At 45.8% G+C, this 23,090-nt stretch carries 5 protein-coding genes; all 5 read right to left on the bottom strand.

Going from position 1 to position 23,090, the window contains the following annotated elements; all coding sequences use genetic code 11:
* Positions 1–6: 6 nt before the first annotated feature.
* Complete coding sequence (locus tag ACM1ND_RS12630) at positions 7–4,632, bottom strand: amino acid adenylation domain-containing protein (RefSeq protein WP_418027851.1); 4,626 nt, start codon at positions 4,630–4,632, stop codon at positions 7–9.
* A 23-nt stretch (positions 4,633–4,655) separates the two neighbouring features.
* The gene (locus ACM1ND_RS12625; RefSeq protein WP_418028027.1) at positions 4,656–13,529 is read right to left on the bottom strand and encodes an amino acid adenylation domain-containing protein; all 8,874 of its coding nucleotides are present in this window, start codon (positions 13,527–13,529) and stop codon (positions 4,656–4,658) included.
* A gap of 564 nt (positions 13,530–14,093) precedes the next feature.
* Positions 14,094–20,186, bottom strand: coding sequence for an aminotransferase class III-fold pyridoxal phosphate-dependent enzyme (locus tag ACM1ND_RS12620; protein ID WP_418027849.1), 6,093 nt, complete (start codon positions 20,184–20,186; stop codon positions 14,094–14,096).
* Positions 20,161–21,381, bottom strand: a complete 1,221-nt coding sequence (fabD, locus tag ACM1ND_RS12615; RefSeq protein ID WP_418027847.1) for an ACP S-malonyltransferase — start codon at positions 21,379–21,381, stop codon at positions 20,161–20,163. The genes ACM1ND_RS12620 and fabD overlap by 26 nt, the downstream gene beginning before the upstream one ends.
* Before the next feature lie 630 nt (positions 21,382–22,011).
* Positions 22,012–22,797, bottom strand: coding sequence for an S-layer homology domain-containing protein (locus tag ACM1ND_RS12610; RefSeq protein WP_071558749.1), 786 nt, complete (start codon positions 22,795–22,797; stop codon positions 22,012–22,014).
* Positions 22,798–23,090 lie beyond the last annotated feature (293 nt).

The following is a 23,090-nucleotide window of genomic DNA, read 5'->3' as shown; positions in this document are numbered from 1 at the left end:
TATCCTTTATTTCAACAGATTTCCCAGCTTATCCGATAATCGGCTTGATATTTGTTCAAATTGCCCCATAGACAATTGATTATATGTAAAATCCGTAGGGCTGCGCTCCGCCTGATCCTTAGTGCAACAATGATGGATAATATTCAATAGATGTTTTTTAAAGCCGATCGTTAATCGCTCTACCGTCGCTGCACCATATTCAAGCCCGTTATATTCAAATCCAAACCGAAGGATTCCGTTTGTGATCATGCCGTTAATGTCAAATGTATTCGTCTTTTCCGCACGCGGGCTTCTCTCACCATTGGCTAAGTCTGCTAATCGAGAAATACGCCAAGGCATGTCTGCGCTGTTTTCTTCGTCGAATTGTCCCAAATAATTGAAGCTAATTTCCGGGAATGGTGCTGCGACTAGAGAAGCGGATTTAGTCTGGTCTTTGGTCAAATAACGTAAAATACCATAACCGATGCCCTTATTAGGCACCCGCCGCAGCTTATCTTTAACCATTTTGATCTGATAGGCCAAATTTTCGGGTCTGATGACCTCGATTACAAAAGGATACAGGGAGGTAAACCAGCCGACTGTACGAGAGATGTCCAAATCTTTAATGATCTCCTCCCTGCCGTGCCCCTCCAGCAAAATCGGGATTTCGTTGTAACCGCTCCAATCATAAAAAGCCAGACCCAAGGCTGTAAGTAACAGATCATTCATTTCCGTATGATAGGCATGATGTACATGCTTCAACAGCTTTTCCGTCTCATCCCTGCTGAGTACCACCTCCGCTTGGCGTCGATCTTGCATCAGGCTAACCGCGATTTCATGATCTCTTGGCAACCGACGTATCCTGCGTGAATCTACATTGTTCCAGTAGCTGATTTCTTGGCGTACCTGTACACTTTCGGCGTAAGTGGTCAGTCCTGAAGCCCACTCTTTGTAAGCATCCGTCTTGGCAGGCAGATTCGGCATCTCACCGCGAGCTACCTTATCATAGGCGGTGCCCAAATCTTCCAGCAAAATTCTCCAAGACACACCGTCTACAATAAGATGGTGGATAACGATCATCAGATGATCTTCACCGGACAAATGGAATAAAGCCAAACGTATGAGAGGACCTCGTTGCAGATCCAAACTGCTTTGCAGCTCATCGCCAATGTGTCGGATTTCTTCTTCAGGCTGGCTTGATTGTGTCAAATCATAGCTCGTTAATGTAAAGAACTCACCTTCGTTCACTCCCCTGTTATAGGCGGAGGCTCCCTTTTCCTCTTCCACAAAAATGATGCGTAATGCATCGTGATGGGCTACCAGCTTGTCCATAGCGTTTTTCAGCCATAATTCATTCCATCCTCTATCATTTTGCAGCATGACCGCCTGATTATAATGGTGACGATCTCTCCGATGATGCTGAAAAAAATCGAGTTGAATGGGTGTCAATTCTACCTCACCCTCTACAATCCCCTGGGGAATGATACGGGTGATTTTTTTTATAAACGGTGCCATCAAGTGAATTTCAGGGTAACGGAATAAGTCCTTTACTTCCATTTTTAGGCCTTTGGCATTTAAGCGGATTGCAATTTGCAATGCTTTAATCGAGTCCCCGCCAAGCTCGAAAAAGTTGTTGTGTAATCCAATTGGTTTAACACCAATCACTTCTTCCCAGATCAAAGCAATTGTTTTTTCCAATTCATCCTGTGGTGCCTCATATATGCTATCCACCGATGCTATTTCATCTGGTTCGGGCAGATTGGATCGGTCTATTTTCCCGTTATGGGTCAATGGCAACTGTTCCAATACAATGATTTGGGCTGGAACCATGTAGACTGGTAACTGCTGAGCCAGTTTATCTCGCAGTATGTCTTTCTCAGCTGCACCTGCAACATAGGCACATAAATACTTTTGTCCCGCTGTGTCCAGTCGATCAACAACAACAGCCTGGCGCACTCCTTCCGTTTCGAGCAAAATAGATTCGATTTCTCCAGGCTCAATCCGGTATCCGCGAATTTTATATTGGTAGTCAGCTCGCCCGATAAAATCAATATTCCCATCTGGTTGCCAGCGCGCCAGATCCCCCGTACGATACAAACGTCCACCGGGCGAGAACGGATCAGACACGAATTTCTCAGCCGAAAGCTCCGGTCTGTTCAGATATCCCCGCGCTACAGAAGCTCCACCAATACACAGCTCGCCCGTTACACCGACAGGGACCGGACGCATCCTGTCATCAACAATATATAACTTATGATTTGGTAGAGCTCTGCCGATAGGGACAATACCGGACAGAGGTAATTTTTCCAGCTCGTCCTCATAAAAGCTAGATTCGATTGCGGCTTCGGTAACTCCATACGTATTAATAATCCGCATCTTGCTGCCAAAACGGGTCAACATCTTACGGTAATCTGCAACAGCCAAGCTATCTGCTCCAGTAGTAAGCAGCTTTAGGGAACTGATATTTGTACCATGCTCATAGATGTAATTCAATAGTAGAGATAAAAGCACAGGAGGCGTCTCAAACGTAGTAATCTCCTGCTGCTCCAACAGTGTAGCCAGGGTAGCTGGATCATTTCTCACGTTTTCAGGACAAATGACCAAGGTACCTCCATTGACAAATGCCTTGGCCAAATCGCATGCAAACACATCAAACGACATGCTGGCAATTTGCAGTAGCTTAACAGGGAAATCTTTAAATCCTTGGCTGTGTCTGTAACCGAGTGCGGTGTTGACATATTGTTGATGTTCAACCATAACGCCTTTGGGCTTACCTGTGGTACCCGATGTATAAATGACATACGCCAAAGAGCTGGGCTCATATGTGGAGATATACTGCTTGTTCGAATCCATCTCGGGCTGGAGTGGCAAGGTAGCGAGATCGACTACCTCGCCCATAAAATCCATTGTTTTCAGCCAGCCCGTCAGGTGAGATTGCGTAAGCACAATCGTCGTTCCACAGTCACGCAGCATATATTCAATACGCTCTTCTGGATACACGGGATCTACTGGCACATAGGCAGCTCCGGCTTTCATAATTCCCAGCACCGCCACTATCATCTCAACAGACCTGTCAACCATGACAGCGACCAGACTCTCCCGTGTAATTCCACGCTTCTGCAAAAAATGGGCAAGAGCGTCCGCTCTATCATTGAGTTGTCTGTAAGTGAGCATCGTATCTTCATATATGACGGCTGCTAGTTCTGGTGTACGCTCCGTCTGCGCTTCGAATAGCCCGTGAAAAGTAAGTGCAGGAAACTGGACAGCGGGTCCGCTCCATATTTTCGTCAAATTAGCCTCTTCTTCGGTTGTTAACAGCCGAACGTCACGGAGGCAAACATCTGCATTGCTGGCAACTTGGAGGAAGACATGCTTCAAATGATGGGCCAGATGCTTCATCGCTTCACTGTTGTATACCTTGCCGTTATAGGACAATATGAAACTCATTGCCTTCTTGTCTTCAACTTCAATATTAAAGTCATACGGTATTTCTTCGAATAACCGGGCGTCCTCAATAATGAATCCAAGTTTGTCTTGCCAGTCCCGTCTCCCGATCATGTTTTCCAGCGGATAGTTCTCGAATACAACGATATGATCAAGCAAGCGTTGCTTGAGTGCAGATTGCGACTGGATTTCAGCAAGTGAACAGTATCCGTTCATCCTTCCTTGGACAGAGGCTCTCTGGACATCGCGCAACAATTCAACAAAACTCTTTTCTTCATTTAATCTAATTCGTAATGGAATAGTGTTAATGAACAATCCCACAATTCGCTCTACTTCATCCAATTCCGACGGGCGGCCAGATACCACCGTGCCAAAAACTACGTCCTTGCTTCCGTTGTAACGGCCAAGTACAATTCCCCAGGCGGCCAGAAAAAGACTGCTGAGCGTGGTCCCATTGCATTCAGCAATCGCACGCAAAGTGCTGGTCTCTTTTTCCGTCAGCGTCGTTCTATATTCCTGCAGCAGATAGCCGCCTTTTTCAGGAGTTGTAGCTGAAGTTTTTAGCATCGGAAGTCCAGCCGTTTGTTCGTAACCTTGTAATACAGAACTCCAGTAGTCCTTGGCCGCCTCCTGATCCTGTTCTTCAAGCCAGTCGGCATACCCGGTGTAAGGTCGTGGTTCAGGCAATTGAACGGAACGGCCTGTACGATAGGCCTCATAGGCCGTTAACAACTCGTCCATTATGATGCCAAGACACCAGCCGTCCATAATAATATGGTGAAAACTTAAAAGCAACGTATAAGCATCTTTATCCGTTTGGAGTACAGCCATCCGGATGAGCATATCCCTGCTCAAATCGTAATGGGTGTTACGGTCCACATCCATAAATCTACGAATAGCGTCGGCTTGCTCCTTTCCGGTCAGCTCTGTCATATTTTCGTAAGTAATCGCCGTGTTTCGCTTTTTAAAGACAATCAGCCGCGAACGAGAAGCGGATTTATGATAAATGTTCGAGCGCAGCGTTTCATGACGCTGAACCAGTAGCTGAAAGCTTTTTTGCAGGGCATTCCAATCCAAATCTCCCCGAATAGAAATACGTAATTGCTCGTAATAAGCCTGTGATTCTGGTTCCATCAGCGCATGAACGAGCATTCCTTCCTGTAAGGGAGTCAAGTTGACCACTTTTTCAATTTCAAGTCCTTTGATCATGGATATCCTCCTCGTACGAATCGTTATAGATTCTCATAAAACTGCCTCATGTCTTCAAACTCATCCAGATCCAAACCACGTGCTCCCACATCTGATGGTGTTAGTTGCCGTTCGGATTGGTCCAGACAATGCTGAATAATGCCCGACAAATGATGTTCAAAACGCAACAGAAGCATTCGGATAGTATCTGCTTCATACGCGTGATGGTTATAAAGCATGCAGATGGAAAGCTTACCGTCTTTCAGCCGCCCATCCAGATAGAGGGGATAGGCTAAATCTGAAATGCTACAATTCTGGCTGGACCCTAATTCAACATCCATAGGCGATGTATGAAAGTGAGAGGAACTGACCGATTCAGAATGAATCAAGCGGAAGCCAATTTCCGGGTAATACTTAGCATTAAATTCCGATCTGCCGGAGGTTGCAGAACCATATTTTAGTAATCCATATCCTAAACCCTGGTTGGGCACTTGCCGGACTGTCTCCTTTACGTTTCTGAGCAAAAGAGAACTGTCTTCCCCAGGCTCCATGTCCAAAACAAGCGGATATATGGAACCGAATTGACCTACGGTTCTTGAAAGGTCCGGTTTGTCCGAAGTCACAGTTTGTTGCTCCCGATCATAATGTTCAAATCCAATGGAAATCTTAGACTGTCCGGACCATTCCACTATAGTCAGTCCCAATGCAGCAAGCAGTAACTCAGCGGTCACTGTATTATAGGTTTGGTTAGCCCGTGTCAACAGTTGGCTTGTTTCCTCGTCCGAAAGCTGTATGATGCAATGTTCTACTGGACGAAGTGTTTCGGAATGTGCAGATGTCTTATGGTCCTTCGGTATAAATTCTCCATCAAAATTAACCTTATCCAGCCAGTAGAGTTTCTCTTTGGCCAGCTTTTTGCTGTCTGCATAGTCTTCTAGCCACCGCATCCAGGAGCGGTAAGAATCTGTTTTGTCAGGAAGCACTATCGGTTCCCCGTTGAGAGCTTGTTCATAGGCAGTTGTGAAATCCTCAAGCAGGATACGCCAAGATGTGGGATCAGCCACTAGCGGATCTACAGAAAGGAAGAACTGGTCGGAGCCCGACATCCGGAATAAGCCTGCGCGTACTCTGGGTCCCTCAAACATTCCATAACTATTTTGAATCTGGAAGCATTCGCTCTTTAATTGCTTGCTAGCTTCATGGTCATCATCTACTAGAGAGAACACATCAAGTGTGAACAATTCTTCATTTTCATCTCGGTATACAAGGATTGACGGTTCGTCGATCGACGCCTGACCAAGCCGTAATCCCTCGTGATGAGTAGTTAATGTTTGCAGCACAGACCGTAACAGATCCTCATCGAAGTCCGGGTTGCCTGCAAATAGCATGGATGTTGCCGTCCGCAAGGTGTAAAATGTGCCCAGTTCATTCAACTGCCGCTGAATCGATGTTATTGGAATCTCTCCATGTATCGAATTCTGGTCTGTGTAGCGGAACAAAGTTGTCACAAGCTTGCTGAGATCCTCAATGAACGGGTGCTCCATCAAAAGAGAAATGTCAAGGGAATAACCATGCTGACGCAGGCGTGAGGCCACCTGAACAGCCTTAATAGAATCGCCGCCAAGCAGAAAAAAATGATCTCGAACGCCTATATGATCACTTCCCAAAACGTCTTGCCATACCATAACCAACGCCTTTTCCACATCATTTCTCGGAGCAACATAATCCGTTTGCAAAGAGTCATGTCGGTCCGGCTCAGGTAACGCTTTTCGGTCCGTTTTTCCATTGGATGTAAGAGGAAGCTGCTGCATTGGCACCACATATGCTGGAATCATATAAAACGGTAGCTTTTGCTTGAGCGCATTCTGCACGTCCAGCGGACTTAATGGCTCAGAAGCCACAAAGTATGCACACAAATCCTTGTAGCCGTCTTTGTTCTCCCGCGCTACGACTACTGCTGATTGGATTCCGTCTATAGACAGCAACTGCGCTTCGATCTCGCCCAGTTCAATACGATATCCTCTCACTTTTACCTGTTGATCGATCCGACCCAGATACTCAATGTTGCCATCAGGCATCCAACGCGCCAAATCTCCTGTGCGGTACATCCGCTCATAATCCTCCGCTCCGCTGTTAAACGGATTGGCAGCGAACTTCTCCTTGGTCAATTCCGGTCTATTAAGATAGCCACGGGCTACTCCTATACCACTGATACAAAGTTCTCCCACCACTCCAATCGGCTGCAATCGCTCCGTACCTTCCTGTACAACATACAATTGAATATTATCAATCGGTTTACCGATCGGGATCACCGAGTGCTCTTCCACAGGCTCGCATTCAAAGAATGAAACGTCTACAGTAGCTTCTGTTGGACCATACAAGTTAATTAGTTTTGCGCTTCCAATCCCTGACATAATTCGATAGAAACGCGCCACCTGCTGAGGAGGCAATGCTTCACCGCTGGCAAATACATGTTTTAACGTTTTCAATTGTGCTTGCACCGTTTCCCTTGGTTGCTGCTCCAGATATTCCAGAAAAATATGCAGCATCGCGGGTACAAAATGAAGGGTGCTCACCTTGTCTTCATTAATCGTGTTCAGGATCTGTTCGGGAGACTTTTCTCCACCGATTGGCAACAAGCTTACTTTTGAGCCCACCATCGACCACCAGAACAACTCCCATACGGATACGTCAAAAGTAAAGGCAGTTTTTTGCAAAATCGTATCTTCTTCGCTCAGCCCATATCTATTGTGCATCCAGCAGAGCCGATTCACGACTGAGCGGTGCTCAACAATAACCCCTTTCGGTTTCCCTGTGGAACCGGATGTGTAGATGATATAGGCCGCATGGTTTGGTTCTGCTACAGGCGCAAGGTTGGAGGCATCTTCATGCCAGCTACTCATGCAGTCGGTCGTAGGCTCCGTCGATCTGGACGTTTGAGAAACCATGATCGTGGAAGCATAATCCAACACCATTACCTTGCAGTCCGCATATTGCTTCAGCTGTTCTGCAAACTGTGGTTGTGTCAGCACCAGTTGTGTTCTCGAATCTTCAAGCATATATTGAATTCTTTCCTGTGGGTATCCCGGATCAATGGGTACATAAGCTCCACCTGCTTTTAGAATTGCATAGATGCCAATCATCATCTCAGGTGAACGCTGAGCGATAATCCCCACCGGCTGATCCGGTCCCACTCCATCCGCCCGCAGCGTTCGCGCTAAACGATTCGCCAGCTCATTCAACTCTTGGTAAGTCATACACTTATCTCCAAATATGATTGCCATGTCATCTGGAGTCCTGCTAACCTGCTGCTCAAACCTTCCGTGAATCGTTGCATCCTGCGGAAAATAGGCAGAGGTGTTGTTGAACTCATATAGTAATAAGTGCTTATCTTCTTCTGTCAGCATATCCATGTCAGCCAAGCGAATTCCGACATCTTGAGTTACGATTTCCAACACTTTTATATAATGGAGGGCAAATCGCTCAATCGTCTCCAACTTAAATAGGCTGGTCGCATACTCCCAGGTTAAAGTTAACTGGTCTTGAGTTTCCGTTACATGTAATGAAAGATCGAACTTCGATACACCTAAATTAAACTCATTCGGTTGCAAACGAAGTCCGCCGAGTTCAATGACCTCTGTTCCCTTATTTTGCAGACTGAACATCGTATCAAAGATGGGATTGCGGCTTACATCGCGTACTCGATCCAGTTTGTCGACCAGTTGGTCAAATGGATATTCCTGGTGCTCCAACGCAAGCAGAGTGTTATGTTTGACGTCCTCCAGAAAAGCACTGAATGGCTGGGATGCCAGCGGTCGATTACGGAGAACTAAAGTATTCACAAATATGCCGATCATTGCTTCCGTATCCGCATGCCCTCTACCCGCTGCCGGTGTACCTACGAGGAAGTCCTCTTGCCCGGAGTATTTGCTTAACAGCACATTATAAGCTGCCAAAAGCACCATAAAGAGCGTTGCTCCCGTGTCTCTTGTCAATTGATTAAGTCTATCCGTCAGCTTGGATTGCACAATGAAGGTAAGGCTGTCCCCTGCGAAGCTCTGACTTGACGGACGAGCAAAGTCAGTTGGCAGGTCTAATACAGGGAGCTCGCCATCCAACGTGTCTAACCAAAATGCTTCATCCTTTGCTTGGCTGTCTCCGACATAATGTTGTTTTTGCCAAACGACATAGTCTTTGTAGTGCACGTCAACGGGGGCAAGTGGCACACCCTGATACCGCGTGCTGATCTCATCCATTAATACTGCCATCGAGAAGCCGTCTGAAATGATATGGTGCATATCGATCAGCAACATAAACTGGTCACGATGGATTGCGAACAGCTCAGCACGAATTAAAGGAGCCTTACTCAGGTCAAAAGGCTGAATAAACAGTTCACGGACGTGATTAGCATCCTCTTCGGAAATTGGAGTAACAGGAATGTCCAGTGAAAGCATATCCTGTACCTTCTGCACGGTTTCCCCGTCTACTATCTCAAAATACGTCCGAAAGGATTCATGCCGTGAAAATACCTCCTTCACTGCATCCATGAACCTGGAAACGTGTAACTCTCCCTCTATATGCAGTTGACCCGATACATGATACGCTGCACCTCCACCCAGTTGATCCAGCACATACATTCTTTTTTGAGCGGGAGATACCGGATAAAAGGGCTGTAAATCTGCCCGAACAAGCGGCTCAAACTTTCGCTTTTGTCCTCCTTTTACATGTGCAGCCAGTTGTGCAATCGTTTGCAAATGTAAAATTTGTACCAGCGGAATATATACTTCGAATTCCTTGTTAATTCTGCTTAGAAGAACAGTCGCTTTTAAAGAGTCTCCACCCATTTGAAAAAAATTATCGTTGTATCCGATATCAGATACATTTAAAACTTCCTTACATATAGATATCAGTTTGTCCTCAGTCATATTGCCGTCAGAAACCTGCTTCTGCGAGTCCTCTATCTTGATATCTTCTGGTTTCGGCAATAATTGAAAATCCGGCTTCCCATCAGCCAAAAGAGGGATGCTATCCATCAGAACCCAAAAGCGAGGTTGCCCATAATCAGGAAGTATTGAGCTAACACTCTCTTGCAGCTTCGCTATATCCCACGAATTAGAATTATTGTCCACTATATAAGCCACTAGATACGAAGAGTTACTGCTCTCACCGTCTTTTCGTGCCGTCAAAACACAGGCATCCAAATCCAGTGCTTGCAAAAGATGTTTCTCTATCTGCTCAAGATTTACTTGATGCCCGCGAATAAGAACATCTCGGCTGGCTGCACCGATATGTCGAATTCTCCCTCCAACCTCGACATAAGCCCATTCCAGCGTAGTTCCCAGTAAACCAGCGGATGTGGCCAAATATACTTGTCCGATGGTACCCGTAGGAGACGGATGTTTATATTTGTCCAGGACACAAGGATAATTCCCTTTAGAATCCGCGTATGTCGCCCACACTTCCAGAAGCCGCTCCCTTTCCGTACTTCGAAGCAAAGACAGTGCAGATACACGCATTCCGTCTTCCTGCACAATCGAGCTCAGCAGATGTACAAAGTATTGCGCCCATACTTCCATAGTGTCTTGTTGAAAAAGACTCGCAGCATAGTCAAAATCAAGCCGCAACTGCTGACCAGACTCCGTAACATTCAGAAACAACTCATATTGACAGGACAATATTTCATGCTCCAACAATTCTGTTTCCAGTCCGTAATAGTGAAACTCTGGAATCGGCCTATCCATATTGAACAACACTTTAAGGACGGGCAAATGGCTTAATCCTATCTGGGCAAGTCCGGCAAAGCTGTATTTCTGATAAGCATCCAGCGTATGCATTACTCGCTTGACCGTCTGTGTGAATTCCGTGAACGTTGCTCCAGAGTCTACCTCACAAATCACTGGAAGCAAGTTAACGCAGTTGCCAATTAGCGGGGACACACCCATATGAGATTGCCCTGCGGTTGGAATACCTACCATTATTTGATTTTGGCCTGTCAGTCTGTGCAAGAAAAGCTGAAAAACAGACAATAAAGTCACAAATAAGCTGTTGCCAAGCCGAATACTGACTGATTTCAGTTGCTTCACCAGAGGCTCATCCACCACAATGGTGTGCCGTGCTCCGCGCGAAGAAGGAGAACTGATGTTGCGTTGGATAGACGGCAAGTCAAGGGCGGGCAATGGCTTCGCAAGTACATCTGACCAAAAAGCAAGGGCAGCCGCTCCACCTGCCTCTAACTGGTTTTGCTGCCATGCTGCGAAATCTCGGAACGGAACAGGATCGGGAAGCGTGCAGTGTTCCCCCCGTACACAAGCGGAATAAAATCGTTCCAATTCATGGAAAAACACACCTATGGACCAGCCATCTGCAATCAGATGATGAAATGTAAATGCAGCGATGTGCTTCTCATTCGACGTTTTTAAAAGCTGGATACGGAATAAAGGTTCCCCCGCACTTATTGGGAATACGGTCTCCCTGTCCTTATCCATCCAAGCACGGATATCATGTTTCTGTTCCTCTACAGAAAGACTGCTGATATCATGTAGCGGAATGCTGACAGCCATTGCCGGGGCGATGATCTGCGTTTCTCCGTCCTCCCCCATAAAGGTGCGTAGGGCTTCGTGGCGTTTAACGATACGTTGGACAGCCTCATTAAATTCCTTAACATGTAGCGGACCCCGGAAACGCAGTAAAACAGTCTCATGAAGCGACTGCGATTCCTTTGAATCCGAGACTGAGGCGAACCATAATTGCTTCTGATCCGGAGTCAGCTTAATCGTCGATTCCTTAAGGTTTGCAGTTGCAGTTTCAGGAAAAAAAGCCTTATTTAGATCGTTTGCATGAGGGTGCAGATCCGGCAGAAACCCTCCTTTGCGCAGCTCATCAACGCTCTCTTTAATTGCCTGTACAATCCGCTCTATATCTTCCAAAGTATGAGCCGTTGACAAAAAACAGTTCCGGCCTTCCCATATATAAATTCCTTTATCCAGCATGTGATAAAAGAATAGTTCCAAGTCACCTTTAAGGACGAAACGGAACAAGGAACCGAAGTAAACGACATTTATAGGTATCTGTTCCTCCGTAAAATAGTGATTCAGTTCTGCTGTGAGCGCCTTCGTACGACTATTCAGCTCGTTATGCAGTTGCCCCCTGTCCTTCTCCAACCGCTTTAGTACGGCCAGGGAAGCTGCCATAGCCAGGGGGTGATGGCAAAAAGTTCCCGCTACAAACGTCCGCTGTTGCTCATGCGGTGGATAAGAGTCATCTCCGAAGTTCCACATTCCTCCATAAATTCCATCCATGAACGATGCTTTCCCTGCCACGATACCGATGGGAAGACCGCCGCCAATGATTTTACCGTAAGTTACAAGGTCGGCTTCAATGCCGTACCACGCCTGCGCACCCCCCGGCTGAATACGGAAACCCGTAATTACCTCATCAAAAATGAACGCGGCCCCGGATTGCTCCGTAATCTGGCGTACTTCCTTCAGAAAAGCTGCGGGCTGGAAATCAGGGCGACGACTCTGCACTGGCTCTATGAGAACAGCAGCCAGTTCATGGGCATGGGAGCGGATATATTGGAGTGACTCGTCCGTTCCATAGCTGAGCACAACGACATCGTCCACCATGTGCTGTAGTACACCAGGTGCGAGAGGAGTGGAATGTTGTTCCCTGCCATCCGTTGTTCCGCCCAATGCCAATACTCCGTCAAAGGTACCGTGATAGGAACCAGAAAAAATCACCACTTTTTCCCGCCCGGTGGCAGCCCGTGCTAACCGAAGGGCAACCATAATCGCCTCTGTCCCCGAGTTATATAGCGCAATTCGTTCCATGCCTGTCATTTGGCAAATTTTTTCGGCAATCTGCCCGGCCATATTGGACATCGGTCCAAGGCACATTCCGTTATGTATTTCCTTTTCTATCGATTCACGAATAAAGGATGGGTTGTGACCAAACAAATTGACCCCAAACCCCATCGTCAAATCAATATATTCATTACCATCCAGATCCCAAATTTTAGAACCCTCTGCACGCTGGGATATAATCTGATACACCATTTCCTTGTGAGCAAGCCTAAATCCGGCCACATTCCGGTTATTGGCGTATACAGACCTGTATTGCTGAGTATACTCTTTGGTCTTTCGTGTGCGCATCGTGTAATGTTCAATCAACTTTTGCAGATGCTTTTCCTGCCTAAGTGAAAGTGAATTATGAGCTTGTACATTTATTTTTTGATAGGGAACAAATGCTTTCGATTTTTTTCTGTCTGGCAAAACAGCTGACACGGAAGCCTGTACGGGGGAAACAGAAGTAACTGTGGCAGCTACCTCCTTCATCGCGGATGTCTGAGGTTCGACAGCAGTTTGTAGTGAAAGCGATTCAGGCATTGCCACTGGTGCAAGCCGAGATTGACACAGTATTTCCATCTGCTGCGACATGAGTTGAAGTTGCATTTCTAAAATTCGTTCTCTCCCCGCAAATACATCCTTATTTGATAGCTTGCTTTCTTGTGGTGCGGGACCTTCTATAGGGATAGTAGATTCTTGACTCCAGCCCGACAAAACGGAAGGTACCGAAGAAGTGATACTAGACGCCACAGCCAGCTGATGCTCCTCCGAATTCTGGAACAATTCTTCAGAGGTCGAGGCTATCCTATCAGCAATATAGTTTGTCAGCAACTCCAGCGTAGTCAGTGATTCAAAAAACTCGTTCATCGGGATATCCAAGCCAAACGTACTTTTAATGCTGTGTCTAACCTGAGACAGAAGAATAGAGTCTAAACCAAGTTCTAAAAAATGTTTTTGCGGCTCTAATTCGTCTGGACTGAGTTGGGATACACTTTCGATTATTTTTGACAGTTTATTAGTAATCGTAGATTTTTGGGGATTGGAAGCAGATTCCGTCGAAAAATACTCATTCACCATCTTTTCAGACTCCTTTACTATGGGGTATTCAAGGAATTAATTTTATCCTTTCCAACTGTGACGCTAGCCTAAAAAGCACGATATAACCTAGCTAGGGGTACAAGATAAAGTTCTCATAGGAAGGTAAATATGAACGGTCCACTGTATAAAGAAACCATCCTCATACTAATAAAATATAATTATCCATCTGTAAAGCGAGGATCTAATTTGTTTTATTAAACCATTAATGGCTAAATGCGCTTATCTAACTTATTATGCAGGATATAGTTTTTTTCCAGTAATGATCCTAAAAAAACTCAAATCTTTTCGTTTACTCGCTGACATGCGTCAATTTATGACAATTGAATTCGATGACATAACTGATGCCCATACTGGGTGCACTACTAAAAATGCCAAGTCCTAAGAATAGAACCTGACATTTTATCAAACTTGGAGCGTAAAGACGCCAAGGTGCACTTTACCCGATTTTTCAGCAAAATAAATACGGGATTGGACAGTTTGCTTAACGTCTCACATTAATGTGTTCGCGTGTCAGAACGGGAGTCACTTCGTTTCTTGACATTAAGCGAACCAGAACTGCCTTTGATCTGGGGTTAGTGGGATGACCGTTTCATCCACGTCCACTGTCGATACTTCTGAAGGGTCGGCTATAGACACACTTTGCTTACCTGGACCTGGGCCTTTCCCGTTCGGGGTGAGATCAGGCAAGAATCCCCCTTTACGCAGCTCATCCACACTGTCCTTGACAGCTTGTATGATCCGCGCAATATCTTCCTCTGTATGAGCGGTCGACAAGAAGCAGTTCCGCCCTTCCCAGATGTAAATACCCTTTTCCAGCATGTGATAGAAGAAAAGCTCCAGATCACCCTTGAGTACGAAGCGAAATAGTGAACCAAAGTGAACAATCTTCATGGGTATCTGCTCATGGGTAAAGTAACTATTTAACTCTGCTACCAACGCCGAAGTACGGCTGTTCAACTGATTTTGCAGCTGCTCGCCGTGGTTTTCCAAATAATTCAACACTGCTAGGGATGCCGCCATCGCCAGCGGATGATGACAGAATGTACCGGCTACAAAGGTTCGCCGATGCTCATTCTGAGGATAGGAATTATCTCCGAAGCTCCAGGTGCCTCCGTCAATCCCATCCATAAAGGCGGCTTTCCCTGCTACGATACCGATCGGCATCCCGCCGCCAATAATTTTACCGTAGGTCACAAGGTCAGCCTGTACACCAAACCACGCTTGAGCGCCTCCCGGTTGAATTCGGAAGCCTGTAATCACTTCATCAAAAATAAAAGCTGTACCGGATTGCTCCGTGATTTGACGAACCTCCTGCAAAAAGGCCTTCGGCTGAAAATCGGGACGACGGCTTTGCACTGGTTCCACTAGCACAGCAGCCAGCTCCTGCCCATGTGTACGTATATAATCCAACGATTCGTCTGTTCCATAATTGAGTACAACGATATCATCCACCATGTGCTGCAAGATACCAGGCGCCAGAGGTGTGGAATGCTCCTTATTATTGCCTGCACTACCCAACGCAAGCACACCATCATACGTACCGTGATAGGAGCCGGCAAAAATGGCTACTTTGGCTCGCCCGGTGGCAGCACGCGCCAAACGGAGGGCAACCATAACCGCCTCGGTGCCGGAATTGTACAAAGCGATCCGTTCTACACCGGTCAGCTTGCAAATCTTCTCGGCGACTTGTCCTGCCATGTTGGACATAGGTCCGATACACATGCCGTTCTTTAGCTCTGCCTCAATTTTTTCACGAATAAAGGCTGGATTGTGTCCAAACAGATTAACACCAAAGCCCATGGTCAAATCTACATATTCATTCCCATCCAAATCCCAAATTTTGGACCCGTCTGCACGTTGAGAAACAATTTGATAGACCATTTCCTTCAAAATAGGCCGGAATCCGGCTACATTACGGTTATTCGCGTAGACAGACCGATACTGCTGAGTGTACTGCTTGGTGCTTCGCGTCCGAGCAGTATAGCGCTCAATCAGCTCTTGCAGATGTTGTTCTTGGCGGTGTGAAAGCAATTCATGAGCTTTGACCTCCAGCTTTTTATAAGGTGTAAACGGTTTTGCTTCATGGCCTGCCTTCTTCGGAACAGCTAGTACAGGTGGAACAGTCGCTAATGCAGTTGCAACTTCCTGTTTGGTTTCAAAGCTCTCTGCGCTTCCTCTATTTGCTGACGACAAATCCCTTTCCGGTTGAAATGATTGGGAAACGGATGTCGGAGGAGTCGGTTGAGTTTGGAGCACATCAAGCTGCTGTGACATCACGTGCAGCTGCTGCTGCAAAATCTGCTCGATACCAGCAGAAGTCGCTATAACTGATGTGCTTTGAAATGGGTCTTGCCCGGACGTGACTATTCCATGAGGCGATGTACCAATTGCGCTGGAATCCTGCCCTGTCCAGGTTGATACTGTAGTAGCATCTACCCGATTAAGGGGTATTTTCGGTTGGATTTCCACAGCACCAACTGCTGCCTCGTCAGAAACGGAAATACTCACCTGTTCTGCGACGTAGCTAGTCAACAGTTCGAGCGTGGTCAGCGATTCAAAAAATTCATTCATTGGGACATCCAAGTCGAATGTATCCTTGATGCTGTGGCGGACCTGGGACAAATTAATGGAGTCCAGCCCTAGTTCTAGAAAATGTGTTTGCGGTTCCAGTTCCTCAAGACTAAGTTGTGACACATTACCGATCATTTTCGCTAGCTTTTGTTGAATGGAAGATTTATGCTGCTCAGTAAACGACGCTGAAGTCGAATACTCATTCCCCATATTTTCAGACTCCCTTACTATTGGTTTTTTATAAACGGGTGCGTTCTGCTCTGCTCGAACCTGTTCTGGAACATGAATCCAGCACCTTTTCCTTTCAAACGGATACGTAGGTAGAGAAACCCTTTTGTACGGGTGACCTGCGTATATCGTGTCCCAGTCTATCTGTGCCCCCTGTACGTACTTCACTGCTACTTGCTCCAGTGCTTGTAAAGTGTCCGAGCTTCCGACGGCTGTTTCTGTACCACCACTGCTATCTACTTTTCCAATGTATACACCTTCAATGGCCTTGCCCTGCTCATAAAGCTGAAGTAATTTCACTTTCAGAGCCTCCGCTCCTTCGGCTATCACAGCCACTCGGTATGTTAAGTGGCTTCTGCCCGTGTTAGCCGTATAGCAGACATCCTCCATCGGCAATTCTTCCTCACGTTCAAAGCGATCCACGTACCGTGCAATCAACTCACTTAAAGCTCCTTCAGTTCGCGCCGACAGTGTCAGCAGCAATGGCGATGATCCATTTTTTCGGTCGGTGGTTTCTTGGTCCGCACTCTTTTTCGCTATATATTCTTCCAGCACCACGTGGCAGTTTGTCCCGCTGAAGCCAAAGGAACTCACCCCGCATCTTCTCGGAAATCCGTCTGTCTTCCATTCCCTCAGTCTAGTGTTGGCATACAGCGGAGATTCTTCAAAATGGATGTTCCGGTTGGGTGTGCGAAAATGAACGAGCGGTGCAATCTGTTGATGCTTCATCGACAGCACGCATTTGATCAATCCCGCAATCCCAGCAGCTTCGTATAAATGCCCAATATTCGTTTTGACCGTGCTTATCGCCACAAACTGCTTGCGCTGTGTAAATCTACGGAATGCCTGGGTAATGCCCTTAATTTCAACGGGGTCACCCAACTTGGTGCCAGTACCATGGGCTTCAATATAGCTTACCGTCTCGGGATCGATCCGTGCATCACGCCACGCCTGCGAAATGACTTCTGATTGAGCCAGCGCATTGGGCGCGGAAATTCCAATCGTACTGCCGTCCTGATTAATCGCGCTTCCTTTGATCACACCCAGAATGTGATCTCCGTCTTTTTCCGCTTGGCGAAGCGGCTTTAAGAGAACGGCTCCAACGCCTTCGCCCCAGCCTGTGCCGTCCGACTGATCGTCGAATGCTCGTGCCCGGTCATCGGAGGATTCCATGCCAATGCCAGCTTTCAACGGCAGCAAAATGGTCTTCACTCCACCGGCCAAAGCCATCTCACAGTCTCCATTCAAAATCGACTTACACGCCAGATGTACCGCTACGAGTGACGAGGAGCATGCCGTATCAATGGTCAGTGCTGGGCCTTTTAAATCAAGCAAATACGCAATCCGACTGGAGATAACGGACGGAAGATTGCCTATGCCAAAGTTTGGAATCGCTCCTGGCTCCACTTCGGACAACAATCGTTCATATTCAAAGCTGGTTTTGGAGAATCCAACATACACCCCTACCTTTTTCCCCGACAGCTGTTTTCCTCCATAGCCTGCATCCTCAATCGTGCTCCAAGCAGTTTGCAGAAATAAACGTTGATTCGGGTCCATCAGAGAAGCTTCACGTGGAGTCAGCTTGAAGAAGGTGTAGTCAAATTTGTCCACTTCGTCCAGATAGCCACCTTCGGCGATTTGCATGTTTCGGCCTTCCATATTCAGACGGGAAATAAAAGCTTCGGCATCCTTTTTTCTTTCATCGCTATATGGACTGATATGATCTGTACCGGAAGCTACATTCGCCCAAAACTGCTCCAGTGTATCCGCATGAGGAAACTTACCGGACATGCCAATGATAGCAATATCCAGGTCCTCTACCTCCTCTTTGGATTCCAATTGCGGTGCTGTGTTCACCTTATGACCTAAGCCCTGACTGGATATATATCCAGCTAGCTTGGCGATAGTCGGATAAGAGAAAAAGTCCGTTACCTCAATATGAATCCCGAGTTGTTCCTCTAATTGGTCCACGATCTGAACGAGTTGTAAGGATGTTACGCCGATATCAAAGTAGCTATCTTCCTTCCCAATTGACTGTACATTTAAAATAGCTTGGCAAATCCCAATCAGTTTTTGCTCGATCTCACCTTGAGGTACAGGGGCATCGTTCGCTTCCTGTATATTTCGAGCGGCCTCGGTTAGGGATGCCAAAACTACATCAAATTCTCCCTGCTCGTAGCTCTGAGCCAGCTTGTAGCGCTGAACCTTTCCACTAGTAGTTTTGGGAATACGGCGAATTGGAACTACATCTTGAATATGCCATCCTCCCCGATAATTCAAATGGCTTTTCAGCCTTTGGACTGTTGGCAAAAATAACTCTATTTTTTTCGTGTGCATCACAAAAACAACAATACGATCCTGTCTAGTTTGTGCATCATGTACACCGCAGACAGCTACTTTCCCCAGATCCACCCCGTCCAGTTCCTCTGCAATCCTTTCGATATCATGCGGATAAATGTTCTGGCCGTTCACGAAAATAATATCCTTAGCTCTGCCTGTAATCACCAGTCGTCCGTTTCTCATAAAACCCAAATCTCCGGTAATGAGCCAGCCATCCTCTGTCTTGACCTTTGCGGTAGCCTCAGGATTGTTATAGTACCCAGCAGTCACATTTTTGCCGCAAATTTGGGTGTATCCGATTACATCGTCCTTTAGTACCTGATTTTGCTCATCACAAATGCGAACAGAGGTGCTGGCCATGGGGTAGCCCAAATCCGCAAACGTAAGACAACGCTTATCGGATGAATCTACTTCTTCTATAGGTTCACCTACATGTAGCTGCTGCCGATTTAAATGAATAGTAACAAAATTATCTTTATCCAAAGGTGGAGTGGAGACACCTACGCTGGCCTCTGCCAAGCCGTATACAGGATACATGATATTTTTTTTTAATCCATGTACACTCATGGCTTCCATAAATACATGGCAAAGCTCCACCGATATGGGCTCAGCCCCATTTAAAATCATGCGAACACTTGACAAATCCCAGTTATCCGCTGTTTTGGATTTATATTGATCAAGGAAAAATTTATAACCGAAGTTAGGAGAACAGATTTGAGTCACCTTATGCTCCGACACCTTTTTTAGCCATAATGAAGGACGTCTTATAAAAAGAGCTGTTGGCATAATGAGCTGCTTGGCATGGGCGATGATACAGGTTAAATGAAAAGCGATCAATCCCAAATCATGTGTGAGTGGCATCCAGCCCAGATACGCATCACTTGAAGTCATTCCCGTTTGACTGGCGATATCCCGAATATTGTATACGAGATTCTCATGCGTCAGCATGACTCCCTTGGGATCACCTGTCGAACCAGAGGAAAATTGAATAAACGCCAAATCCTCCGGTCTGGATTGATGAATGGTCCCTTTGTTCTGATCGGAATAATCAAAATCATGGCTAGAAAAGGTCGCTTCTTTCACAGAATCAAAGAAATCCAGCATCTCATGCTGATGAGAATACTTTTCTAACTGCTCTAATACTTTATGATCCGCAATCATGTAAGGGCAAGTAAGGGTACTCCAGATTTTAAATAGCTTCATTTTATGTTCATCATTATTCCCGATACTTACAGGTACGGGGACGATTCCGCCGAGCAGACAGCCCCAAAACACATTCACAAAGGTATGATTGTCTTCAATTTGCATAATTAGCTTATTGCCAGGCTGTACTCCTTTTTCCTGCAATTGATGAAGTACCTGCAGTGCTTGCTCCAGAAGCTGACTGTAGCTTACATACTCCTCCTGTGTATCACCCGAAATGAAAATAATTCCATTTTCAGCTCTACTGGCTCGGTCCTGAATGATTTCAATTAAAGTTTGAAACTGCTCCATCCTGATCCCTCCTCAAAAGGTCTAAAACTTCCTCCTGCTCTACTGCAGATACTTGTTTGGTTTGCAATATCAGGCGAATACACTCCAGCGCTTCGCGTCTTAGTTCATAAGCAGAAGAAGATTTGCCCGATTCTATGCTTTTGAGTAACTCCTCCAACCTGTGAATAGGTAAAATAACCCCCTTTTGATACTCATCCTCATTCCAATTGGCATTGGGTGTAGACACCGCCAGCGCCAACGGTTTGACCAACCAATCACGGATCGAAAAACGACGTTCCAGCTCAATCCGATCCAAGTCTCTGTCCAAGGAAAGCACCTCAAAAGCGATGTTTGTTTCCTTTGCCAAGTTTTTCAGCACCGTTCGCGGTCCTAATTCAATTCCCTGCTTCACCCCATGTTTCTCCATATACTGCATCGTTTGTATCCACCGCACTGGATGGATCATTTGCAAATGCAAACCTTGACGAATGCTGTTGGCATCCGTATATGGCAGTGCTGTAACATTAGAAATGACAGGCCACAGCGGTTCATGAAACTTATATTTTTGCAATTCCAATGCTAATCGGTCAGCAGCATGCTGCATAAGCGGGCTGTGAAAAGGGCCGCTTACCTGCAAACGGGTAATTTGGAACCCACGTTGCTCTAATTGTCCCGCCACCGCAGCAACAGAGGCATGATGACCAGAAACGACGTATTGATAGGAGGAGTTATAACAAGCGATGGAAATAGGCTGACTGGTTACGTCATAGTGATCGCACAGCTCTTCTAGCAGATTTAAATCAGCCCCTCGAACAGCAATCATGCAACCCACTCCGGCCTCTGAAGCTTCTTCCATAAAGCGTCCCCGTTCTTGTACCACCCGCAAAGCATCGCCAAACGATAAGACTCCGCTGCTTACCAATGCAGAATACTCACCCAAACTATGCCCTGCAGAAAATTCGGGAATAATCCCAACATCGTGCATGTAACGTCTGAATGCGATTACACTAATTGTGAGTAGTGCAGGCTGAGTGTAGGATGTTCTGGATAATTGGGAGATGGGTCCTTTCATACATAAAGTTTTCAAATCATACCCCAAAATATCAGCAGCCTCTTCAAAAATGTGACCTGCCTCTGAAAAACCGTCATGCCATGCCGCTCCCATCCCGACATACTGAGATCCTTGTCCCGAAAAAAGCAAAGTCATGCGATTCATGTCCAACCCCTTTCCTCACCATAAAAAAGCGGTAAAACAAATGTTTTATGGGATTCAGATGTTCACATTCCTATGTATTTAAGATAGATACAGCAAAAACAACAAAATGTCTTGCCACAAACAAACAGTAATCGACATGTTAAAGTAAATCGTTTTTGAGTTTCATGATGTAATCAGAAATAAAAGTGTGTAAGTAGACTTGGAAGTGTAAAAAAATGGAGTGTGCTGGAAGTTCAGAGTTGATACTTAGAAACTTCAGCATCATAGATGAGTGTAAGACATAGGTTAAGGCTATTAATTTATTATAAACATTAAAATGAATTAAAGTACAGTGATATATACTACATATATTTTATAAACCAAAAGAATATCCTCTTTTGTTTAAAAAAAGGAATTGTTTTCAGCTTTTTAATGAATTTACATGAAAATTTCGTATTCTAAACTATTGACTGGCATCTATCGTTAAAACAAAAAAAGCCGCCAATTTGGCGACTTATTATACATAGTTGTTGTCCTTCGACAGTAATCGACGGTTAGGCGTCGTCATAGATACGTAACTAATTAAGTAGCGAACTCCAAAGCGATTTATTTCCTTATGCAGTTTCCTTAATAGCTACAATGTGCAAGCGGCTACTGTCGATCCTCCACTGACTTCGTTGTGGCTTCGTACAAACGCTGTAAAAGGGTAACAGCTTCAGCCCGTGTGACTTGCGCTTTGGGGCGAAGGTATCCTTCATTAGCGGTAAGGACCCCCATCTTGGTTAGGGTGTAGAATGCTTCTGCCTTTTGATCCTGGGAATCGCCATCATAGGAGTACTCTTCTCCAGTCTTGTCGATGTACAGCACCGGATAGTAGGCCGAGAAATTGTCATTGTAATTGGCCTGACGAACTTTCATATCCTTGTACTGCGCAGCTGCGGAAATCACTTCCTCAATCTCAGGATGAAGCGTCTGATTGGTATAATCCGTCCGAAGAGAGGCAATCATCATCACATCCCAGCGGGTCAATGGTTTGTCAGGCTTGACATAGAAAAGATAGTTTGGATATTTCCCCCCAACACTTTCAGCATACGGCCAAACATAGTCCCCGTTGAATATTGCTGCAAAATCTTTATTCGCCCAGTGTTTACGCGCATCCACAAAGTCGGAAGATTTGCCGGAAGAATGATCGATTTCTGGAAAAAGCTTATGAAACATATGTACAAATTCCGCTTTCGTTATAGTTTTGCTTGGCTTGAAGGTCCCATCTGCATAGCCCTTGACAACGCCCTTGTCGACCATGGAACGAATCGATTCGGCAGCCCATTCATATTTTGTTCCTTCCACATCTGAAAACGTGTTTGCCGCGAATGCAGATTGACCGAAAAACAGTGTCGTCGCAACCAACGGGGTGATAAGCCATTTCTTTTTCAACATCTCTTCACACTTCCTTTAGGTAAAATTTATGTATAAAATAGTTCTCAAGACTCAATTTTATATCGGCATTTCAAAAAAAAATGATGATATCAGAGAGAAAAAAAGTACTGTTAAACAGTATTTTGGAATATCGACAATCTGTGTTTAAAAAATGCTATGGATACAAGTTCTAAAGCCTCTCCATATTCGGGTAGCCCGTCGGGAATTGAGAAAGCTTGTGGAGGCCTTCATGGGCCAATTTCTCCTGTATTACTCTTCCGACCTAAGCCTGTAAGTTCGACCCTGGCATCGAT

The organism is Paenibacillus sp. JJ1722 (genome assembly GCF_048282685.1).
GTDB classification, from domain to species: domain Bacteria; phylum Bacillota; class Bacilli; order Paenibacillales; family Paenibacillaceae; genus Paenibacillus; species Paenibacillus polymyxa_B.
The sequence above is the reverse complement of the archived record's forward strand: the minus strand, read 5'-3'. Positions and strand labels throughout refer to the sequence as shown.